Raw genomic sequence first — 14,070 nt, forward strand, 5'->3', positions numbered from 1 at the left:
GGCGTCGTTGAGCGCGTGTTTTTTGTCCGGATACTGTCCGGACGCAGCGGACAGCTGTCCGCGGACAACAGGGCGGTATTTCGCCATGGCTCGAAAATGGCGCTGCCATGCGGTTTTCGAGCTATCCGCGCGGTTGGCATCAGGTTTGCAATACCTCTCTCGAAAGCCTCACTCATCAACCCAACGGAGAGCCGCCATGAAATTCGAAACCCTGATGCTCAACAGCCTGTTCGCCGCCTGTGTACTGATCTGTGCATCGACCCTGGCCGCAATGCTGGCCTAAGCCACCGCCTGGACCGTTACTTGTTGCATACGCTGCCTTACCGGCAGCCACGCTTGGAAGGAACAACTTATGTCCCGGCAGATGGTGCGGAACATGCGGTGGTTGGGTTGCGTACTGACGCTATGCTCAACCACCGCTGTGACGGCCTACGCCGGAACTACTGCCACACCAAGCGACAATCCGCGGCATTCGGCATTGGATATCGCAGTCGACCAGGCCGCCGGCGAGTTCTTTCGTAATCGCTGCCATGTCGGTGTGTCGATTGCGGTGGTCGACCACGGACAAACCCATTTCTACGACTACGGCAGCACTTCGCGCAGCAAGGCCGAGCTGCCCGATCCGCAAAGCATTTACGAGCTTGCTTCCGTCACCAAGACCTTTACCGCAGCCCTCGCGGCGCGGGCAGTGCTGGATGGACGCATGCATCTGGATGGCGATTTTCGCCAATCTTTGCCAGGCGATTACCGCAATCTCGCCTGGAACGGCCAGCCGATTACCTTGCGCACGCTGCTGACCCACCATGCCGGCATGCCGCGCGACATTCCCGATACGGATGCCCTTTTTGCGGACAAGAAGTCGCCCGATTTCAATGCGCGCATGATCGCGCTCAATCAAGGCTTCGGCCGCGAACAGCTGCTGGCGGCCTTGCACGATACCCGGCCGCGCAGTGCTCCCGGCCAGACCGAGGCCTATTCCAACGCCGGTTTTCTGGTTATCGGGCTGGGGCTGGAGAAGGTCGATGGCCAGTCGTTCGACCGGCTGCTGAGCCAGACCATTACGCGGCCGCTGGGTATGACATCCACCGCACTGACGCTCGATGCCAGTGCGCGCTCGCGCCTGGTGAACGCTTACGATCGTTACGATCGCCCTGCGCCCTATCACCAGCAGAATGCAGGTCCGGCGTGGGGCTTGTATGGCTCCGCGCAGGACATGGCGAAATACGTCCAATGGCAACTGGATGAGCGCGATCCGGTGGTGCGCCTGACGCATCAGGTTCTGCAGGGCGATGCGAGTGATGGCGAGGCCATGGCCTGGAATCTTGGCCGCGACCAGGGCCAGCCGATGATCTGGCATGGCGGCGGCAGCTATGGCATGTCCAGCCAGGTCGTGCTTTATCCCGGCCAGCATGAGGGCGTGGTGCTGCTGGCCAATGACGCCTGCGACGGCACCGAGGGTGCGCTGAAAGCCATCGCCCAGGCGGTGCACGCGCATGCGCCGGGAAGGTGACAGCACGCGGCGGATCGATTTAACTAGCGCTTTGTTACGTGTCGGGATAGCAGAGCCATGCTTGGTCTGATCGGAGTGGGCGCGATCGCCGCCGCCATTGTTTCCGGCTTGAGCGAAACGGCAGAGCCGCCGTCGATCGTGCTGTCGCCGCGCAATGCCGCGGTGGCAGCGAGGCTGGCCGGCGCCTATGCGAATGTACGCGTGGCCGCAAGCAATCAGGCGGTGGTTGAGCAGGCGGATGTGCTGCTGCTGTGCGTACGGCCGGCCGATGCGCAGCAGGTGATGTCGGCACTGCGATTTCGGGAGCAGCAAAGCCTGGTCAGTGTGATGGCCGGCATTCCGCTGGCCAGGTTGCGTGAACTGGCTACGCCGATACAGCAGATTGCGCGCGCCATTCCGTTGCCGTCGGTGGCGGCAGGGCGTGGCATTACGCCGTTGTATCCGGCCAATGCGCATGCACGCGATCTGTTTGAGCGCCTCGGCCATGTGATCGAAGTCGATAACGAAACCGCATTCGATCTTTTTTCGGCGGCCACGGCCACGATGGCGGCGCATTTTCTTTATCTGGATCGGATCAGCACGTGGCTGGCCGCGCAGGGGATTGCACCAGGGGCGGCGTAGTCGTATGTGGCGGCGATGTTTGCCGAGGCGGCATCCACGCTGCATGGGCAAGAGCCTGATTTCAAGACCTTGGCGCGCGAGCACACCACGCCGGGCGGGATCAATGAGCTGTTCTGCACGGTGATGGGGGAAGAGCGCGTGTGGAATGCGGTCGACAACGGGTTGGAACGGGTGCGGCAGCGGCTGCTGGAGCGCGGAAAAAGCAGCGGCTGATCAGGTCTTTCCCCGCTGGCATGGCCGCGGGGAATCCATCGATGGCATCCGGCAGGAGCAGGGCATGGCCCTGCTTTTTTGTGCCCGAAGCGCGGTGCTTGAAAGGAATGTGAAGTCGCTTTCACGCAGCGCTACGCAGGAATGCATGCCGCCGCGCGACCGGAGGTAGGGATTGTTTTCGGCGCCACGTTGTTACTGGCGTGGGTAGGCCACGCCGCGCAATCGATGAACGACGTGGCAGGGGCTGGTTCAATAACTTCACTTACGGCAGTAGCTGCCGCACCCCCCGTGGCGGCGCGCCTTCGATTCAAATCACCGAATCATGAAGCGCGGGCAGCATCTGCCATACCGAATGGACCGCCAACTTCCCCTGGGTTGGCTGGCGCAAGGATGCGCCACTTGTTTTGTCGCACTTGCCAAATAGCCACGCCGACCAGGCTGGCGCACGCCGGTGCGGGCCGGGGCGCTGAATTACCCCGGCCCACTTTAAAAAGGCGATCAGAACGAGATGGTGGGATCGACCCAGCCACTGGACCAGGTCAGTGGCGGGGAGTTCTCCGGCGAAGGCTGGATGGTGCCGCCAAGGCATTGCACGGACGGTGTAGTGCAGCCTTGCTGGATGGTTTCGCCACCCGGGAGAACGTAATTGGCAACCCCGGTCCCTGGATAAAGGGTCGATTTATACGGCGAGATGCAGCCCGAATAGGCGTAGATGTAATACGAGAATTTCTGCGCGCCTTCGTGCCATCCGATATTTTGACAGTCCACTATCGTGGCGCCGATCAAGACCCCGGTGCTGTCGAAATACCATACTGCCGCCGCGTAGGGACGCAGGGCGAAAGCGGACTGGGCTACGCAGAAAATGCCTGCAGCGACGGCTAGCTTCAGAACAATCGACTTCATGCTTATCTCCTTTTAAACAGATGTCCATGTATGCCGATTTCCCTCCGGCTACGCATGCCGCAAGGTTGCAGGGAGAAAAACTATTCCCCCATCGGCTCGGCGAAGCTAGCACATGAAAAAATAAAAGGCGCACTCATCGCAAAATAAAATAATTAATTTTATTTCACCGTTTTATGCCTATCTGATTTTCGCGATTTTTTGCGCTGATTTGGATTGGCGCGTATTTTTCCAATATACGTCGCCATCACGATGTTCTTTTATTGCGCGACCGATCGCCTCTTCACAAAGCTTCGACTTTTCCGGTTATTTGCCGGCGGCTCAGGCAATGGCCGCATCGGGTGGACTATCCGGACGAAAGCCCAGGTATTGCGAGGCGCCTTCTGCATTGCTTGCGATATAGACCGGCCGGGCGCCGACTTGATGCAGCACCGACAAGGTGGCGGATTGATTGGTCGCCAGCTCCCAGTCGCTGCCTGGCGCGTCACTGTCGATCAAGCTTGCTTCCAGGGCCGCCAGCAGCGTGGCGTTGGAAGGCCGGTGCAGCATGAATCCCTCGTTGGCAATGCTGGCCGATTGAATGCCAAGCAATTGGCAGGCGCGTGCCTTGAGCGGCACGTCGAGCTGATCTTCATGCCGCAGCAGCGTGGTATGCAGCTGTATCTGAGCATCCACGATCTTGTTGTCGCGCATGAACGGCATGGATGATTCCCAGGCTTCGGGCGGGCATTTTTTGCTGGTGGGCGCCAGCGCGATAAAAGGATTTACCTCGGCCGGATAGATTCGGCATACGTGGGGGCGATCCACATAAATGCCGCATCGCCGTTCCTCCGTCAGATACGGGCAGGGGCCGGCAAAACCGGCTGCCAGCACCACGATGACGCGAATGGACAGATTGCCGCTCTGCGTGGGGAACGAGCGCTGGCGCTTGTGCGTGGCCTGTGCATCCGCAGCATCGGGCTCGGTCACCCAGGGTATGGCCTCGCACAGCACTTCCACCGTGCCGCCGCGTCGCAGCCAGGCGATCGCTTCGGCGTGCGTCAGCGGGAGCTTGAGGTCGTGGCAGCACTTGCCGCATTGCACGCAGTTGAAATTGAGGTTGGTCATGGGTTTCCCTGGTCGCCTTGGTCTTTCGCCCAGCGTGAGCCAGCCGTTACGTCATCATGGTGGAATGGGGTGGTGAGAACGTGCCGTCGCGCTACCGCCGCAGCACCGCGATCACAATCTCCACCACGATCAGCACGATAATCGCCAGCTCCAGCAACTCCGCCCGCTTGCCCGACGCTTCTTCGTAAAGCGCCGCATACGTATCGCGCACAATCGCCAGCTTGCGATCCACCGCGCCGCTTACGTGGCGCACACGGTAGAGATCCAGGGCCGAGGCGTACACGCGGGCGAGGTAGACGTCTTCAGTTACCTGCAGGGCGTTATCCACTTTCTCGGTGATTTCGGTGACTTCCGCCACCAGCGTATACAGCCGGCGCGCCAGGTCGGCGAAGTGGCGCGCGGCAAGCGGATTGCCGGCGTGGTGGGCGGCTTCCACCAGGTCGTACATCTGCGGCAGTTCGGCGTCGAGCAGCTCGTCGTAGTAGCGCATTTCCAGCAGCTGCGCGTTGGCCACTTCCAGAATGTCCACCACATCGGAATCGCCGCGCGGCTCGTAGATAAAGGCGCGGTCCCAGGTAATCACCACCAGGTCGTCGACGTAGTAGGAGAAGCGTTGCTGCAGCAGGTCTCTGCGCGCCGGTTCCGACAGCGGGCGCAGTTCGCCGGAAAGCAGCGGCACCAGGTCGATCCGTTCGTGCATGCTGCTGACCGGGATCGGGGTGTCGAAGGCGTGCACGATCGCCAGCAGATAATCTTCATGCAGCGAGGCGGGGCTGGGGCGGGTCAGGGCGGCCATCAGCACCGTGCGCACCTGCTCCAGCAGCTGGCTCCACACGGGGCTGTCGGCCGCCGGACCGAGCAGCGCATCCACCGCATTCGCCAATTGCGAGAACGCGGTCCAGTTGCACATGGTGACGGGCACGTGCACGGAAAACGCGGCAGCGCCGAAGTCGTACAGCCGCACTGTCACATAGGCGCGAAAATGCTGTCCGAGCAGCGACAGCTCCAGTTCGTCCAGCCGCAACAGCACCGGCGGTACGCCGAAGGTGACCGCCTTGGGCGGCGTACTGCTGAGTTTGCTGCGGACGCTGGCGGGGCGGCTTTGTTGCGCCCACAGCGCTTCGACATTGGCCAGATCGATGGCATCGGCGATATCCACCAGATGCATGGCGATGACCACGGCCGATTGCACGATCGGTTGCTCGTACGGCATACACGCGGCGCCTGCAAAAAAATGCCGCTCTAGCGTATCAGGGATCGATGTGCAGCTGTTTTACGCTGCGGTTACTTCCGCCGGACGCTGGCGCAATACATCGTCCATGCTGCGCGGCAGGCGTAGCGCCGCAATGGCGGTAGCGGCGTGCAATACGCACAGGAATACGAACGCCCACGCATACGCCGTCAGTACGCCGGTGTGCACCGACGAGGCCGCCAGCTGCCAGCCCAGGAACGTGGCGCAGAGCGTGGTGAAAGTAGGGCCGCCCAGCCGCTGCACGATATTGAGCGAGGTGGTGGCCATCGGCAGTTCGCTGCGCTGGACCGATGCGTACGCCGCCGACATCGAAGGAATGCCCACCGCGCTTTGCCCCACGCCGCGCACAAACAGCGCGATGGCCAAGGCAGCGAGCTGCAGCTGGTGATCGGCCAGATAAAGCAGGGGCAGGGTACCGGCGAGCGCGAGCAAGGCGCCGCCGGCAGATACCTTGCGGATGCCCAGGCGCTGTGTGAGTGCACCCATCAAGGGATAGGTGCACAGCATGCCCAGCCCCAGCGGCGCCAGCAGCCAGCCCATTTCGCCGGGCGAACGGCCGCAGGCGCGGATCAAATAGATGGGAATCAGCATCTGTCCGGCAAACAGCGCGCCGTTGGAGAGGAACTGGGTAACTGCCGCGGCCGAAAACACCTTGCCCTTGAACAGGCGCAAGTCGATCAGCGCGTGATCGCCTTTGCGCCTGGCATTCCAGAAGAACAAACCCAGCAGTACTGCCGCCGCGAGCATGGCCAAGGGGCCGCTGGCCTGGCCGAGGTGATCGGAGCCGAACAGGAAGATCGCCAGCGCGGGCGAGAGCAGCAGCAAGCCCAGCCAATCCAGTTGGCGCGGGCGGATATCGTCGCGGTCGCTGGCCAGAAACAGGCTTGCCAGCACGATCGCCAGCACGCCAAAAGGCAGGTTGATCAGAAACAGCCAGCGCCATGAGGCGTGCTGCAGAATCATGCCCGCCACGACCGGGCCGAGGATCGGCGCCAGCAGCACCGGCACCGCGGCATAACCCACCACGCGCGCCATATGCCGGCCGGCGGCGCGCGCCATCATCATCTGGGCCATCGGCGCCAGCAAGCCGCCGCTGATGCCCTGGATGACGCGAAACGCGATCAGCGAATGCGCCGACCACGCCAGTCCGCACAAGGCCGAGGAGAGCGTGAACGCCGCGATGCACCACAGATACACCGCCTTGGTGCCGATGCGATCCACCAGCCAGCCGCTCAGCGGCAGCGCCAGCGTCAAGGCCAGCAGATAGCCGCTGGTGACCCATTGGATGGTCGACAAGCCGGTATGCAATTCCGTAGCGAGGCTGGACAGCGAAACGTTGGCGACGGTGGCGTCGAGCTGGGCGAGAAACGAACCGAGAATGGCGACGGCGGTGATTTTCCAGATCGACGGATCGAGCTGGTCGTGCGTGCTGCTGTTGGGCGACATGATCAGCTCGGCAGGTTGCCGCCGTTGAAGCGGCCGAAATGCCTGGCCATCATCATGGCGAGTAACAGCGCGCCAAGGCCGAAGGCGATCATCGGTGCGGCGCGATGCAGATCGAACTCGCCGACCTGCACCAACAGCAGATACGCGGCGACAAAGTTGGCGAAGCCCCACAGCGCGTTCACCGTGGACGAAGAAAGGCCTTCGCCGCGCGGATGCGCAAACGGCGACTGGAATGGCTTGCCCATGGTGCCGCTGATGAAATGCGGCAGGGCATTGGCGAAAAAGACCCCGCCGAAGAAATAAGCAAGCTCGTGCAGCCAGTTCACCATTGGAGATTCCTCTTGCGGTTGTGGACGTCAGCGCCGAAGCGTTTCAGCCTGGCAGGCGTTGATGGAACGACGCGGGCGCAGTCATGACTCGCCCAGGCGTTTGATCAGCGGAATGGCGGCGATCACCGTCTGCAGTTCTTCCGGTTCGAGCGTGCCCATGGCGGCGAGCAGCCAGGCGCGCTTGGCCAGTCCGCGCTGACGGCGCACTTCAGTGCCGCCGGCGGTAAGCGCAAACAGAATCTGCCGGCCGTCGGTGGGATGCGGCTGGCGCGCGACCATGCCCTCCTGTTCCAGGCTGGCCAGAATCGCGCCCATCGACTGCGGCTTCATCGACTCGGCACGCGCCAGCTCGGCGGTGGTCATCGCGCCTTGCTGGTCCAGCCGCGACAGCACCGCGTGCTGGGAAAGATTGAGATCGCTGGGATCGGTTTGCGAGCGCAGGCGGCGCAGCAATTGGCCCACCGCCACGGTGAGATCGCTGACCGCGCTTTCGAGGGCGGCATGGGGCTGGGCTGGGCGAGGCATGGGCGCATCCTATAGATTGAAAGTTTAACTTGCAAGTTAAACTGATGAATTGGAGTGGCTTCCGGGACGCGAGCCACACCTGTTCCCCATGCTAGAAAGGCTGTCCCCACTTGGCGAAAGCAAGCTTATGGCGACGGCAGAGATCCGCCACGCGGTGTTTCCGCGGGACGCAGCAATAGTGCGCGTGCTGTTTCAGGAATATGCGGCAGGCCTGGGCGTAGACCTGTCGTTCCAGCGCTTCGACGACGAACTGGGTGGCTTGCCGGGCAAATACGCAGCGCCCGCTGGCTGCCTGCTGCTGGCCTGGCACGGCGAGTTGCCGGTGGGCTGCATCGCCTTGCGCCGGATCGATGACGGTACCTGCGAAATGAAGCGGCTGTACGTGCGGCCGCAGGCACGTGGCGAAGCGTTGGGCCGGCGGCTGGTGCTGCGCTTGTGCGAAGAAGCGCGCACGGCCGGCTATGCGCGAATTTGCCTGGATACGCTGGCGACGATGGCCTCGGCGCAAGCCTTGTATGCGTCGCTCGGCTTCGTGCCGATCGCGCCGTATGTGTACAACCCGCTGCCCGGCACGAAGTTCATGGCGCTGGAGCTGGGCGGTTGATGCGCCAGAGCGCCGCGGTGCGGCGCTCTGGCGCAAGGCAGGCGATTACTCCGCCTCGTCGATTTCCTCGGCGCCTTCGGCGGTGATCTCGATCACATCTTCATCGCCAAAGCCTTCGCGCACGATCACCAGCGCGCTCGGATTGGTGTAGCAGAAGATCGGCGCCACATCGTCCACATAGCCGTTGGCCTTGCACACTTCCAGCCACTTGGCGTGGATCTGCTTCCATTCGGTATCGCCGACCTGCTCGGCGTTGAACCACATGCAGACGCGATCCCAGCGCATGCTGGCCGCGCCATTGAGAAAAATGGCTTCCATGAATTGCGCGAATTCGATTTCGTGATGACGCTGCATGATGGCTCCTGGCCTGGCGCGGTGATGGGGAGCCGGCGATTCTAGAGGGGCTTGGTTGCGCTGTCGTGTCTTGACGAAGTGCGGTGAAGTGCGTTTCGAACTTCGCCGCGCAGGCGTCATTGCAGGATCAGCAGCCAGCCCTTGCCCGGTTCCACGGCGATGGCGTCGTCCGGCTTGAATTGCGCGGCGGGCTGGAATCCCGCTACCGCCGGCGCCACCAGTGTGGCCGTGCGCGGCGCGATGCCCAGCGCGCGCCAGTCGATCTGCAGCTTGACGCGGACCGTTGCCGGCGCCCAGGAGGCGAGGGCGATCATGGTTTTGCCATGGCGCACGTAGCTGGTGGCGAGCACGTCGTCGCGATCGGTTTTCACCGGCGTGTCATGCACCCACCAGCCGATCATGTCGGCCTGCTCGATGCCGAAGCTGTCCCATAGCTTCCACAGTTCGCGCGGATCGCCGCCGGTCCAGGGCAGCCGATTGGTCATGCCGAACAGCATGCCGCGCCAGGGGTTGCCGCCGTCCTGCAGCATTTCGCCCATCAGGCCGTAGGGAATGCCGGAGAGTTCGGTGAGCCAGTAGGCGGGCGAGGTGTGCTGGTAATCGAATTCTTCGCCGAACCACAGGCGGTCGATATAGGGAAACAGCTCCATATAGAGCAGGGCGCTGTTGATGTAGCCGTCGCGCGGGTTGTACTGGTTGGCCGAATGCAGGTCGATCAGCGGATGTGGGCGGTGCGCCTGCAGTACTTTGCGCACGCGCTGCATGGTGATGCGGTCGTAGGCGACGTCGTCCAAGTACAGGCCGTCGATGCCGATGTTGCGCGCCAGCCAGTCCAGTCCTTCGATGTAGTAGTTGTGCCAGCGGCTTTGACCGGCGTCGATCACCGCCGCATCGCGGTTTTCGGGCACGTGCCAGGCGGCGATGTAGTTGCCGTCCAGATGTTCCTGCAGCCAGGAAAAGCCACCACCCTTGCCGGGGCTGATGATTTCCTGGCCCAGGCTTTCCAGCATCGGCAATTCTGGTGCGCGGTCGGACAGTTCGCGGATGGTGTCGTAGATCTTCACCGCCATGCCGCGCTGATGCGCAGCGCCCACATAGGCGCGCATCCGGTCTGCCTGCAGGAACGGGTAGTTGATCCACGGATTGATCGGTGTGGCGTGATGGATGTTCACCACGTTGGCGCCTTGTGCCTTGATCATGTCCAGGTCGGCGTAGGCGTGGTAGTAGCGCTCGGCGAAATGTTCGGCCGGGTGAATGGTCTTGAACGGGGTGACGCGCATCACGAGGTCGTAATGCAGCGTCTGTCCTGCATCCATATGGCGTGGACCGCTGAATGCCTTCACCAGATAGCGCGCACCCTCGCGCTGCAATTGCACGCCACCGTTGCCGCCGTTGTCCCACGAGCTGGGCATGCGCAGCGGCTGGTCGTGATAGAAGTTGGTATTCAGCGGCCGGCGATAGTGTTCGTCGCGCAGATGGAATTCCAGGCCGCCGTTGACGGCACCGATCCAGGCGCCGTCCTGGTTGTTCTGCACATTCCAGCGCCAGCTGAAATCCGCCGGCGCACGCTCGCCGGTGCGGCCGAGGCCAAGTTCGTATGGCGCCGCTTCGTTATGCAGCGGAATTTCCAGCCGGATATCGCTGAGCGACACCGGCTGGCTGGCGGTCAGGGCAATGGCATAGCTGAGCGTGCCGTCGGCTTCCAGGCTGGCAGCGACGGTGGCTTGCAGCGGTCCGGCGCTGCCGCTGCTGCGCCAGTGCACCTTGGCCGGTCCATCGACGTCGATCGTCGGCGGCGTAGCTGCGGCGAGTGCGTGACTGCCGCTGGCATCCTGCACCAGCAACTGCATGGGCGCGGCCAGCAGCGGCAGCGGGGTGTCTGCCCAGCCGGTCATGCGTTCGTTGAAGTGGCTGTCGATCTGCGCCGGCAGGCCATTGCCGGCTAGTGTGATATCGCGTCCAAGGATGCCCAGTCGGGTGCCGTGCACGGTTACGGCGGTGAACGGTTTTACCAGCTCGTTGTTCTGCGCCAGCGTGGAGTTCAGCCAGCGCAGGCGGGTGAGCTTGAACGGATCGTCATCGCCATGCGCCACCGCTTCGCCGCTGTCGACGGTGATCGCCAGCGGTACTTGCTGCGCAGCGATGCCGTCGGCGCTAACGGTGACGCTGCCGCGGTATACGCCTGGCGTGGTGTCGGCAGGAATGTCCAGCCCCATCCAGAGTGGCTGCACACGGCCTTGCGCGATATCGAGCTGGGTCGTGAAGGGTTGGCCGGCGTAGTCGATGCCGCCGAGGTTGAAGCAGGTGAGCGCCGCGGCGCCAATCACTTTGCCGCCGGGGCCGTGCAGGTCGCCGAAGCTTATTTGCACATGGCGGATGGCCGCGCGCGCCGCCCAGGCGCCGACCTGGAAGCTGAGGTATTCGCCACGCAGCGCATGTTCGCTCAGTGTGCCGCCTGCGCCGCGTTGCGCCCAGCGTTCGGGAATGCGGTCGAACATGCGTACCGGATGTTCGCGCGTCTCCGGAAACAACAGCCATGCCGCGGCGGGATGGGCGGCCAGCACGTGGTCGAGTTCCTGCGGCGTGGCGGTGCGCTCCATGTCGGTATAAGCATCGAAATCATCCACCGCCTGGTAGCCGAGTACGCGCGCCTGCGGCAGCTTGGCCCGTCGCGCGGGATCCCCGGCGCCGCTGGCTTGCAGCCATGCGGCATCGGCGCTGTCGTGCGGCGGTGCATAGGTGACGGTGGGGTAGTTGGCGTGGCCGCTGCTGAGATAGGGCTGGTAGTAAACGGCGTAGATGCCTGCCTGCTTCGCTTCGAACACCAACTCGCCCGCAGCCTGATCGATGTGCACGCGCGCGACGTTGTCGACCACCTGGCCATCCGGTCCCAGCACGATCACCGCAACCTGCTCGGGATGCGCATCGCGCCGCCGCCACGGCACGATCACGCGGACGGCTGCGGCGGGCTGTTCCACTTGCACGGTATAGCGATGATTGCCCAGCCGATCCGCATTCCAGCGCAGCGGCACCGGTTCGGTGGCTGCCTGCAGGCTTGCAGCAATACCTAAGGTAGCCAGCGCCAGCAGGCAGGGCGCGAACCGCTTGTGCATGGTGTTCTCCATCAAGGTGTCGATCGATATCCGCCCTGTCTAACGTGCGCAGGACAGGCGATCAAGCACTGAAGGTCATGCAGCGGATTTAACGAAGCGGCACTTATGCATGACAACGATGGTCACGCGGCATGCATTCATTGCGCGGGAGGAAACCACACACGCTGGATTTTCCCTTGCCGCACTTCGTATACCGCGAACGCTTCCGGTTGGCCCTTGCCGGCCGGCAAGCCGAGTACACGCTCATGGTCGACCACCACCGGGCCGCTGACCGAGCGCTGCACAATCGCCACGCGATATGCCTTGGGTACTTTGGCGAGGAAAGCGTAGGTGGTTTTCAATGCGGCAATGCCCTGGATCGGCGGATGTTTGCCGCTCAGGTCGACGATGCTTACATCGTCCGCATAGCAGGCCGCGAACGCATCGATATCGTGTGCGTTGTAGGCCTCTACCTGGGCCTGCACCACCTGCACCGGATCGCTCGCCTTGCCGCAGCCCTGCGCAAGCAGGGTGGCAGGCATGCAGGCAAGCAGCACCATGCTCAGCTTCTTCGATAGCGACATACGTGCGTCCCGTGGATGGCGATGGATAACGATAGGCAGGCGTCTGCGCATTCGCCCAGTGCAAGAAGGCATGAGCGTTTCATACAGCTGCACCAGGCATTGCTTTATTGCTGATTGCGCGCCTGGTCACTTGATACTGCCAATATGGCTAAGGTAGCCTTTGCGCTTAGGGGAATTCATTCAGGGAACAGAAACCAAGCCAACCAGGGACAGGTGGTCGTCTTACCCGCTCACGGGTAGCCAAGCGCAGACATGCAGTAACGGAAGGGATGGATCCGTTGCACCGCCGTGCCTGCTTTGCACCCGATCAAACGGCGCGTACGCCAGCCTCGTCCTCTTAAAAAAGAGGCGGCATAAAAGCTGTTGACTGTTTCTCCTTTGCTCTGGCTCCCGGAAGGCCGGATGTAGACGTGCGCCCGAAATAAACCGCGCCATGCACGGTATTTCGCTGCTGCTCAATCCGCTATGCAAAAAACAATGGAGTTGTTATGCGAGTCAATCAATTGAAGTCCTGCCTGCTGGCGCTCGGCGTAAGCACGGTACTCACGCTCACCGGCTGCGCCGACATGCAGGTCGGCGGCGGCAAGAATCCGGTCGGCGGTTCCGCCGGCGGCGCTACCAGCACGGGCGCAGCCAAGACGCTGGAGCATTGCGATCATCCGCTGGGCACCATGGCGGTGGAAGAAAACACCGGCGATCCCTGGTATGCCGTACTCACCGGCCAGTACCACCTGCCTTCCACCGTGCCGCTGATCCGCCTGATGGTGCAGCAGAGCAATTGCTTTGTGGTGGTCGATCGCGGCCAGGCGATGAATTCGATGATGGGCGAGCGCAATCTTGCCGCATCCGGCCAGCTGCGCGGCACCAGCAATATGGGCGGTGGCCAGATGGTGGCGGCCGATTACGTGATGACGCCGTCGATCCAGTTCTCGCAGAACACCGGTGGCGGCGGCGCGGCGCTGGCCGGCGTGGGCGGCGGCTACGGTGCGATCATTGGCGCCATTGCCGGCTCGATGAAGAGCAGCGAAGCCTCCACCACCATGATGCTGACCGATACGCGCTCCGGCGTGCAGGTGGCGGCGTCGCAGGGCAGCGCCAAGAACATCGACTTCGGCATGGGCGGCCTGCTCGGCCAGTTCGGTTCGGGTGGCGGTGCGCTCGGCGCCTATAGCCAGACGCCCGAAGGCAAGGTGATTGCCGCGGCCTTCCTCGACTCCTTCAACCAGATGGTGAAGTCGGTGCGCGAATATGCGCCGCAGCGCGTGGCCGGCGGCCTGGGTGCGGGCGGCCAGCTCGGCGTGGACGGTGCCAGCAATCCGAATGCGGCCGGCGCGGCCAGCAGCTATTCGCTGTCCGATGCGCAGCGCAAGCTGACCGATCTTGGCCTGTACACCAGCAAGGTGGATGGTCTGCCGGGTCCCGGCACCAGCCGTGCGCTCAGCACCTTCCAGAAGGCGAACGGCTTGCCGGTGACCGGCCAGCTGGACGCGGCGACCGCCAGCGCGCTGCAGGCGCGTTGAGCGCCGGATGAAA

15 protein-coding genes are annotated in these 14,070 nt (G+C 63.0%); 6 read left to right on the forward strand and 9 right to left on the reverse strand.

Translation table 11 applies throughout. The features are described from left to right. Positions 1-85 precede the first annotated feature (85 nt). From IGX34_RS10970 to IGX34_RS10985, 4 genes are all read left to right on the forward strand, one after another. The gene (locus IGX34_RS10970) at positions 86-283 is read left to right on the forward strand and encodes a hypothetical protein (protein WP_192555775.1); all 198 of its coding nucleotides are present in this window, start codon (positions 86-88) and stop codon (positions 281-283) included. A 195-nt stretch (positions 284-478) separates the two neighbouring features. Further along, entirely contained in the window at positions 479-1,510 is a 1,032-nt protein-coding gene (locus IGX34_RS10975) for a serine hydrolase domain-containing protein (protein WP_192555776.1), read from the forward strand. 57 nt (positions 1,511-1,567) lie between these two features. Further along, entirely contained in the window at positions 1,568-2,131 is a 564-nt protein-coding gene (locus IGX34_RS10980) for an NAD(P)-binding domain-containing protein (protein WP_192555777.1), read from the forward strand. Positions 2,132-2,137: 6 nt separating this feature from the next. Continuing rightward, positions 2,138-2,344: a hypothetical protein gene (locus tag IGX34_RS10985; protein WP_192555778.1), complete on the forward strand. Its 207-nt coding sequence runs from the start codon at positions 2,138-2,140 to the stop codon at positions 2,342-2,344. 498 nt (positions 2,345-2,842) lie between these two features. Here IGX34_RS10985 and IGX34_RS10990 read toward each other — a convergent pair whose 3' ends face one another. From IGX34_RS10990 to IGX34_RS11015, 6 genes are all read right to left on the reverse strand, one after another. Then, positions 2,843-3,247: a hypothetical protein gene (locus tag IGX34_RS10990; RefSeq protein WP_192555779.1), complete on the reverse strand. Its 405-nt coding sequence runs from the start codon at positions 3,245-3,247 to the stop codon at positions 2,843-2,845. Positions 3,248-3,565: 318 nt separating this feature from the next. Then, positions 3,566-4,351, reverse strand: a complete 786-nt coding sequence (locus IGX34_RS10995) for a YkgJ family cysteine cluster protein (protein WP_192555780.1) — start codon at positions 4,349-4,351, stop codon at positions 3,566-3,568. A gap of 91 nt (positions 4,352-4,442) precedes the next feature. Beyond that, a complete protein-coding gene (locus IGX34_RS11000) occupies positions 4,443-5,564 on the reverse strand; it encodes a hypothetical protein (protein WP_192555781.1) in 1,122 nt (373 codons plus the stop codon). A 60-nt stretch (positions 5,565-5,624) separates the two neighbouring features. Beyond that, positions 5,625-7,049 (reverse strand): DHA2 family efflux MFS transporter permease subunit, encoded by a 1,425-nt coding sequence (locus IGX34_RS11005; protein ID WP_192555782.1) that lies wholly within the window; start codon positions 7,047-7,049, stop codon positions 5,625-5,627. 2 nt (positions 7,050-7,051) lie between these two features. After that, a complete protein-coding gene (locus IGX34_RS11010; protein WP_225737397.1) occupies positions 7,052-7,378 on the reverse strand; it encodes a hypothetical protein in 327 nt (108 codons plus the stop codon). A gap of 81 nt (positions 7,379-7,459) precedes the next feature. Then, positions 7,460-7,903, reverse strand: a complete 444-nt coding sequence (locus IGX34_RS11015) for a MarR family winged helix-turn-helix transcriptional regulator (protein WP_192555783.1) — start codon at positions 7,901-7,903, stop codon at positions 7,460-7,462. Positions 7,904-8,081: 178 nt separating this feature from the next. Here IGX34_RS11015 and IGX34_RS11020 point away from each other — a divergent pair, with 178 nt between their 5' ends. Continuing rightward, positions 8,082-8,507, forward strand: a complete 426-nt coding sequence (locus tag IGX34_RS11020) for a GNAT family N-acetyltransferase (RefSeq protein WP_338015456.1) — start codon at positions 8,082-8,084, stop codon at positions 8,505-8,507. Positions 8,508-8,552: 45 nt separating this feature from the next. Here the strand turns inward: IGX34_RS11020 and IGX34_RS11025 are convergent, their stop codons facing one another. The 3 genes from IGX34_RS11025 to IGX34_RS11035 form a co-directional block, all read right to left on the reverse strand. Further along, positions 8,553-8,861 (reverse strand): hypothetical protein, encoded by a 309-nt coding sequence (locus IGX34_RS11025; protein ID WP_192555785.1) that lies wholly within the window; start codon positions 8,859-8,861, stop codon positions 8,553-8,555. Positions 8,862-8,977: 116 nt separating this feature from the next. Further along, positions 8,978-11,974 (reverse strand): glycoside hydrolase domain-containing protein, encoded by a 2,997-nt coding sequence (locus IGX34_RS11030; RefSeq protein WP_192555786.1) that lies wholly within the window; start codon positions 11,972-11,974, stop codon positions 8,978-8,980. A gap of 137 nt (positions 11,975-12,111) precedes the next feature. Beyond that, positions 12,112-12,537 (reverse strand): nuclear transport factor 2 family protein, encoded by a 426-nt coding sequence (locus IGX34_RS11035; RefSeq protein WP_192555787.1) that lies wholly within the window; start codon positions 12,535-12,537, stop codon positions 12,112-12,114. A gap of 488 nt (positions 12,538-13,025) precedes the next feature. Between IGX34_RS11035 and IGX34_RS11040 the strand changes: the two genes are divergently transcribed. Then, positions 13,026-14,057: a peptidoglycan-binding protein gene (locus tag IGX34_RS11040; protein WP_192555788.1), complete on the forward strand. Its 1,032-nt coding sequence runs from the start codon at positions 13,026-13,028 to the stop codon at positions 14,055-14,057. Positions 14,058-14,070: the final 13 nt, after the last annotated feature.

This window comes from Dyella acidiphila, from assembly GCF_014863405.1.
Lineage (GTDB): Bacteria > Pseudomonadota > Gammaproteobacteria > Xanthomonadales > Rhodanobacteraceae > Dyella_B > Dyella_B acidiphila.

Coding starts and splice junctions, on each gene's coding strand:
- IGX34_RS10970 (WP_192555775.1), top strand. CDS start 86: ATGGCTCGAAAATGGCGCTGCCATGCGGTTTTCGAGCTATCCGCGCGG.
- IGX34_RS10980 (WP_192555777.1), top strand. CDS start 1,568: ATGCTTGGTCTGATCGGAGTGGGCGCGATCGCCGCCGCCATTGTTTCC.
- IGX34_RS10990 (WP_192555779.1), bottom strand. CDS start 3,247: ATGAAGTCGATTGTTCTGAAGCTAGCCGTCGCTGCAGGCATTTTCTGC.
- IGX34_RS10995 (WP_192555780.1), bottom strand. CDS start 4,351: ATGACCAACCTCAATTTCAACTGCGTGCAATGCGGCAAGTGCTGCCAC.
- IGX34_RS11000 (WP_192555781.1), bottom strand. CDS start 5,564: ATGCCGTACGAGCAACCGATCGTGCAATCGGCCGTGGTCATCGCCATG.
- IGX34_RS11005 (WP_192555782.1), bottom strand. CDS start 7,049: ATGTCGCCCAACAGCAGCACGCACGACCAGCTCGATCCGTCGATCTGG.
- IGX34_RS11010 (WP_225737397.1), bottom strand. CDS start 7,378: ATGGTGAACTGGCTGCACGAGCTTGCTTATTTCTTCGGCGGGGTCTTT.
- IGX34_RS11015 (WP_192555783.1), bottom strand. CDS start 7,903: ATGCCTCGCCCAGCCCAGCCCCATGCCGCCCTCGAAAGCGCGGTCAGC.
- IGX34_RS11025 (WP_192555785.1), bottom strand. CDS start 8,861: ATGCAGCGTCATCACGAAATCGAATTCGCGCAATTCATGGAAGCCATT.
- IGX34_RS11030 (WP_192555786.1), bottom strand. CDS start 11,974: ATGCACAAGCGGTTCGCGCCCTGCCTGCTGGCGCTGGCTACCTTAGGT.
- IGX34_RS11035 (WP_192555787.1), bottom strand. CDS start 12,537: ATGTCGCTATCGAAGAAGCTGAGCATGGTGCTGCTTGCCTGCATGCCT.
- IGX34_RS11040 (WP_192555788.1), top strand. CDS start 13,026: ATGCGAGTCAATCAATTGAAGTCCTGCCTGCTGGCGCTCGGCGTAAGC.